Annotated in this window: 6 protein-coding genes and 1 pseudogene; 2 read left to right on the top strand and 5 right to left on the bottom strand. The window is 70.7% G+C overall.

Translation table 11 applies throughout. The features are described 5' to 3' along the window. Window positions 1-206 precede the first annotated feature (206 nt). The 3 genes from ABTZ03_RS40965 to ABTZ03_RS40955 form a co-directional block, all read right to left on the bottom strand. Complete coding sequence (locus tag ABTZ03_RS40965) at window positions 207-353, bottom strand: hypothetical protein (RefSeq protein WP_350518334.1); 147 nt, start codon at window positions 351-353, stop codon at window positions 207-209. A gap of 344 nt (window positions 354-697) precedes the next feature. Next, window positions 698-1579: an alpha/beta fold hydrolase gene (locus ABTZ03_RS40960; protein WP_350518333.1), complete on the bottom strand. Its 882-nt coding sequence runs from the start codon at window positions 1577-1579 to the stop codon at window positions 698-700. Window positions 1580-1826: 247 nt separating this feature from the next. Then, window positions 1827-2405 carry a TetR/AcrR family transcriptional regulator gene (locus ABTZ03_RS40955; protein ID WP_350518332.1) on the bottom strand — a complete coding sequence of 193 codons (579 nt, stop codon included), beginning with the start codon at window positions 2403-2405 and terminating at the stop codon, window positions 1827-1829. Between the two features lie 1154 nt (window positions 2406-3559). Between ABTZ03_RS40955 and ABTZ03_RS40950 the strand changes: the two genes are divergently transcribed. Together ABTZ03_RS40950 and ABTZ03_RS40945 are read left to right on the top strand one after the other, a co-directional pair. After that, the gene (locus tag ABTZ03_RS40950) at window positions 3560-3817 is read left to right on the top strand and encodes a hypothetical protein (RefSeq protein WP_350518331.1); all 258 of its coding nucleotides are present in this window, start codon (window positions 3560-3562) and stop codon (window positions 3815-3817) included. Window positions 3818-4176: 359 nt separating this feature from the next. Next, window positions 4177-5088, top strand: a complete 912-nt coding sequence (locus ABTZ03_RS40945) for an aminoglycoside phosphotransferase family protein (RefSeq protein WP_350518330.1) — start codon at window positions 4177-4179, stop codon at window positions 5086-5088. A gap of 154 nt (window positions 5089-5242) precedes the next feature. On the opposite strand, the gene ABTZ03_RS40940 is transcribed toward ABTZ03_RS40945, so the two are convergent. After that, window positions 5243-5809, bottom strand: a complete 567-nt coding sequence (locus tag ABTZ03_RS40940) for a uridine kinase family protein (RefSeq protein ID WP_350518329.1) — start codon at window positions 5807-5809, stop codon at window positions 5243-5245. Window positions 5810-5861: 52 nt separating this feature from the next. Next, window positions 5862-6169 (bottom strand): annotated as a pseudogene (locus ABTZ03_RS40935) (IS256 family transposase); the annotation flags it as partial. Window positions 6170-6181: the final 12 nt, after the last annotated feature.

Raw genomic sequence — 6181 nt, 5'->3', positions numbered from 1 at the left:
ATCCGCTGCCTGATCCGCCGCGCCTGGTCCCTCTACCGCTGGAACACCCGGCCTCGCACACCCCGCATCCGATGACCTACTGGCGGACGCCCTTATGCCTTCGCGGGTGACGGGAGCCGTCCCCGACCGGTGAGCTGGCAGTCGCCACCGGGGGCGTCGCGGCCCGCGCACCGGTTGTGGTTCCTGGTGTCCCAGCCCAGGACGGCTCAAAGCACGGGGGCGTCGGCCGGGCCCGCCCGCTCCAGCCACCAGGTGTCCAGGCCGGACCGCAGTGCCTCCAGTTCGGTGACGACGCGGGCGATGTAGTCGTGGTGCGGTAGGTGGCCGCCTCGTCCCTCCAGGACTTTCGGCACGGACTTCTCCTTCGTTGTCGTGGCGCGGGCGCGGAATCAGCTCCGGTGGGTCAACGAGTGGGCCGCGGGCCGGGCACTGGGGTGGTGTCAGAGGTGCGGGCCGATGAGCAGCACGGTGACCACGGCGCCGCCCTGGCCGTCGCCGTCGGCCGCTCCCCAGGTCCAGTGGATCCGCCAGGCGTCGGTGCCCCGGTTGACGTAGGACGTCCATGCGGCGGTGCGTTCGTGGCCGGGCAGGCAGGTGTAGCGGTGGCTGCACAGGCTGGGGTGGCGGGGGTCGGTGGCGAGGTGGTCGAGGGCGCGGCGGACCCGGCCCGGCGGGTCCTCCCCGTCGCCGGGTGCGGTTACCGGTGTGTGGCCAGGAACGGCAGGAGGACGTCGGCCATCTCGTCGGGTACTTCTTCTGCGAGATCGTGACCGGCATCGAACACGTGTCCGCTGACGTTGTGGGCCATGAGCCGCATCTGGGACTCGTTGCGGTCGCCGATGAACGCGGATCCACCGAGTGCCAGGACAGGGATGTCCAGCTTCTTCCGCGCGGCTTGCCGGTTCTGTTCGGCATCCACGAGCATCGCCCGGTAGACCGAGAGCATCGCGCGGATGCCTCCGGGCATGGAGTAGCAGCGCACGTATTCGTCGACCGCGTCGGGGGTGGCGCTGTCGGGCCGGCTGCGCCCGGACTTGGTCATGTGGGTGATCAGCTCGCGCTCGTGGCCGGCGATCAGCATCTCGGGTACGTCCGGCTGGAAGTAGAAGCCCAGGTGCCACAGGTGCATGCCGCTGGAGACGTTCTCGGGGGTGAGGGCCGTGTGGTCCTCGAAGCCGAACCCGGGGAACAGGGCCTCGGCGAACACGAGGGCCGTGACGTGGTCGCGGTGTCGGGCGGCGAGCTGGTAGCCGATCACCGCTCCCCAGTCCTCGCCCACCACGGCGTACGTCTCGTGTCCGAGGTGGTTCATCAGCTCGGCGATGTCGTCGCCCATCGTCGCGCTGTCGTAGCCGGCGGGCGGGCGGGCGGAGTCGCCGAGACCGCGGAGGTCCGGGACGACGACGGTGTGGTGGGGCGTCAGCTTCGGGACGAGGTGACGCCAGTGGTAGCCGGTCTTGGGCACGCCGTGCAGGAGCACCACGGCGGGGCCGGACCCGGCGCTGCGGTGGTGCAGACTCGTTCCGTTGACGGCGGTTCGGCCCGTGCGAACGGGCGTTCCGGCATGGTCGAACATCATGTCTTCCCAAACTCCTGGTGTACTTCGCGTGGGTTGGTGTACGTCACGATGTGGGTGTCAGTGGGCTTGCGGAGGGACCGACGAGGGTCACTGGACGGCTCGGTCCGCTGCCGCCGGGGGGCGTCGCAACGGCGGGACGGCCGGCGGGGCGCAGGACGACGTTCTCCGGGTGGAGCCGGATCCCGTGTCCGAGCGGGCATCGGCGACTTTTCTGGATCGAGTGATACAGATTTTGGGCATGAAAAAGTCAGTCAAGGACGGCCAGTGCGACCTCCACAAGGGGTTCCAGGGCGCGGACGTCCGACGTGATCTTCGAGGAGACCAGCAGTCCGTTGAGGAAGGTGACGAGGAAAGCGGCGAGAGTGTGCGGGTCGTGCCGCGTCGCGATCTCGCCCCGCTCCGCCGCGACCCGCAGCACCTCGGCGAGCGCATCCCGGCCGGCGTCCTGCATGCCGCGCACGGCGCGCCGGGTCGCCGCATCCTCCGGCAGGCGCTCGCAGGCGGCGTTGACCACCAGGCAGCCCCGGCCGTCGTCCTCCACGGCGATCCGGACCCGCTCGACCAGCATCGCGCGGATCGCCGAGCGGGCGTCCGCCCCCTCCTCCAGGCTGCGCAGGGCGTCCGCCGCGAGGGTGGTGCGGTAGTGCTCCAGGGCCGCCCGGTACAGGCCGTCCTTGTCGCCGAACGCGGCGTACAAGGACCCCTGCCCGATCCCCAGATGCCTGGTCAGGTCACGTACCGAGGTGGCCTCGTAGCCGCGTCTCCAGAACAGCTCCATCGCGCGGCCCACCGCCGCCTCGGTGTCGAACTCCCGGGTCCTTGCCATGACCCGACCGTAACCTATCTGGATCGTTCGCTCAAGAAAAGGGACCGCGGCCGCCCGGCCCTTCGCCGACACGCAGGCCGGCCCCACGGCCACCCGTCCTCGTCGTCCTCGCCGTCCCCGACGCCATCCGGACCCCGGAAAAGGCGAACGCCCCGGCCGGGGACGCTGGATCCGATGCTGAACAGGTAGCGGCCGCGCCGCGCCACCGGCTGTCCCGACTCAGGGCGGACGACGGCTCGTCCTCCTCCTCGTCCGGCCGCACCCAGGCGTCGACCGACGCTCCCGCCCCCGAATCCCCGCCCCCCGGCAGCAGACGCTACGACCGGCCCCTACCTGCGCTATCCGTCGGACCTGCCCAGCCGCGGGCGGCCCGTGACCGTCGCCTTGCGGGTGCGCCGCTTCGCCTGCCCGAGCCCCGGGTGTCGACGGCGGACTTCCGCCGAGCAGGCTGGTCCGCAGCCCCGGCCACCCTCCTCGGCTTGGGCGCGTACCGCCGGTACCGGGAGCGCACCGGATCGGCGACCGTGCCCCGCGGCCACGTCGAGGAGATCCCCGACGGCAACGGCGGCACGGTGGAGGTGAAGCTCGGGCCGTGGATCTCCGACACCAAGACCCGCCGGGCCAAGCCGACCACCGAGCAGCTCGACCGGCTCGGGGCGACCCAGCGCCGCTTGCTTCGCCCCGGTCGGCCGAGGCGTCCAGAAAGCCGGGCGCCCGCCGGCGAGGGCGGCCTCCGAGACAGGGGCGAACAGCACGCCGTGCGTGAACGGGGCCGTCCTCTCGGCCGAGGTGGTGAAGACCGAGGCAGGCGGCAACCAGCGGGGGCGGGCGGCAACCAGCGCCGCCCGCGAACGGGGGCGGAACCCCAGCAGGTGTCCGGGCCAACCGACCCCATGTGGCCGGTCAACCCGACCGTACGTCGGGTTGACCGGCCGTTTCGGTGCCCGTGAACGCGGAGGGCCCCTCACGAATCACGGCATTCACGTCGCGATCGCCACCGGCGTGCCGGACGGCAGATCCCTCACCTGGACGGCGACCTGCGTGCACACGGAGAAGTACACGCTCCGGTGGTGGAAGCGGTACCGGCACGAGCGGTCCCTCCGGGGGTGGGGCAGGATGGAGGAGATTTCCGCCGTGAGTGGAGGACCCTGAAAGTGAACCACCATCAACTCCTGGCCTCGCTGCGCGAAGCCGGGGTGGCTGACGACTCGTACGGACTCACGGTGAGAGATCTGCCGGGCTCCAAGTACCTCCAGGAAGCCGTCCCGGTCCTCGTTGAGAACACCGACGGCCGGTGGACGATCGATGCCTGGGAACGCGGTGAGCACTGGATCATTGCGGGTTTCGACAACGAGCCGGAGGCCTGCGCGTACCTCTACGCCTGTCTCGTTCCGACGCCCCGTCACAGCTGATCGCTCAGCCTGCCCGCTCCGGCTGGCACAGCCGGCAGCTCCTTACCCTTGACAGGTGAACCCACACCGGGACACACGGCGAGGCGGCGGGGCCACGCGCCCGGCGGTGCGGGGCCACACGGTCGCCGGCCACCGGACTGGGGGCCGGTAGCTGTCCTCTTGCATGATCACGGCGAACGGCTCGACGCAGGTCGAGCAGATGCTCACGCCTGGTCCCGTGGCCAGGTGGCCGCGCTGCCGCCGGGTGCCGCCGCACCACCAGTGCTGTGACCGCACAGGTCCGCCGGGTCGGCGGCGATGGTGCCTGGACCGGTTGGATGTCGCGAGACGTCACCAGAGCCTGGACAAGGGGGTATCTGTTGAACGATGTTCCAGATCTTGGGCCAATGCCCCGGCGGGTCACCGTCAGCGCCGAACAGGCAGGTCGGCTCGTGGCCGAACAGTTCCCACAATGGGCCGCACTACCTGTGACGGTCGTGGAGAACGGCGGCTGGGACAACCGGACCTTCCGCTTGGGCGAGGACATGCTGCTCCGCCTGCCCAGCGCGCAGGAGTACGCCCTGGCCGTGGAGAAGGAGCACCGCTGGCTGCCCGAGCTGGCACCCGCTCTCCCGCTGCCGATCCCGGTGCCGCTGGCGAAGGGGAGTCCTGGTGCGGCCTACCCGTTCGCATGGTCGGTCTACGCGTGGATCGACGGCACCCCCGCGACGTTCGAGTCGGTCGCCGATCCGATCCGCTTCGCCGAGGACCTGGCCGACTTCGTCGCCGCGTTGCAGGGCATCGACGCCTCGGAAGGGCCGCAGCCCGGCAAGCACAACTGGTTCCGCGGAACGACGCTGCGGACCTACGAGGCGCAGGCGCTCGGTGCGCTGGACGGGCTGCGCGGCCACATCGACGTCGCGCCGGCACATGAGTTGTGGACTCAGGCCCTCGAAGCGCCGTGGGACGGGACCGACGTCTGGTTCCACGGCGACCTCGCCAAGGGAAACCTGCTCCTTGAGGACGGACAGCTCGCCGCCGTCATCGACTTCGGTACGTGTGGCGTGGGGGACCCCGCTTGCGACCTCGCGATCGCGTGGACCTTGCTCTCGGCCGACGGCCGCGACCTGTTCCGGAAGCGGCTGGGCATCGACGATGCGACGTGGGCGCGCGGACGCGGCTGGGCGCTGTGGAAGACGCTCGTCTCGTGCGCCAACAGCGTGGGCGAGGACGGCGCTGACGCCCGTGACGCGCGACGCGTGCTCTCGGGGATCCTCACTGATCCACGCTGAGGGGCCGTAGGGGCGCGTGGACCCACCGGGTCCACGCGATTACGCCCATGGGCTATGGAGCTGCCGATGACTTCTACGATCCCCCGTAACCGATGACGAGATCAATCGAAGCCGCCCTGGGAAACCTCACGATTGGCAGCACCTGGCGGCCATCTCACTGACAAGAGTTGTGGCCGAGTACCCGGTCGGCGACCGCTGACCAGATCTGCTCGGCCAAGACCCCAGGGGTCAGCGCGCCGTCGACGATCACGTCGCACTCGTCCCGTAGCGGCTCGATGTGACGCTCGTGGGCGGCTCGCCGGTGGTCCACGTAGTTTCGCAGGAGAACCTCAAGCGGGAAGCCGCCTCTGACGCACTTTCGTTCGATCTTGCGGGCCAGCCGGAGGTCCGCCGCGAGGTCGATGAAGACGTCGAGGCGAAGACAGGGCTGTTGTGGGGTGACCCGGCGGGCGAAGAGGCCGTCGACGATCACGATGGACGCGGTGGCGAGCGCGGCGTCGGCGTCGGCATCGAGCCGCTCGCTGTCCACCGAGCGGGGATCCCCGACGTCCAGGCGCGCGATCCCGGCCTCGTCGAGTGTCCAGATTCCCCGCCCCGGGGCGGTGAAGTAGTAGTCGTCGCCGTGCAGCACACTTGCCGGGCCCTCGACCACAGACGACAGGAGCGCACCGGCCAGTGTCGTCTTGCCCGCCCCCGCACCACCGGTCAGCGTCAGCAGCACCTATCCCCCTCTTCTCGACCGACGCACCGAGGATCGCACGGCGGAGCGACGTTCATACCGCAGTCGGAGCCCGTTCCACGAACGGACCACGTTCGAAGCGCGCACCGGCGCGGACGAGCGGGACGAGACGGGCACCGCTGACGGCCCGCCAGCGCGCCTGGGCCGACTCGACGAGCTTGAGAACCATCGCGAGCCCGGCCGCTCGGGGGCCGGCGCCCTCGGTGACCTCGGTGCGAGGCCCCGGACGGTGGCGAAGGTCCACTCGATCGGGTCGGCGGTCCCCAGGCGGATCCAGTGCCCGGCCGGGTCGTCGTAGAACCCCGGCAGCACGCCCCGGTCGTCGGTGATCTTCTTGACCGCCCCGCCGGTACC

The organism is Kitasatospora sp. NPDC096077 (assembly GCF_040303245.1).
Taxonomy (GTDB): Bacteria; Actinomycetota; Actinomycetes; order Streptomycetales; family Streptomycetaceae; genus Kitasatospora.
The sequence above is the reverse complement of the archived record's forward strand: the minus strand, read 5'-3'. Positions and strand labels throughout refer to the sequence as shown.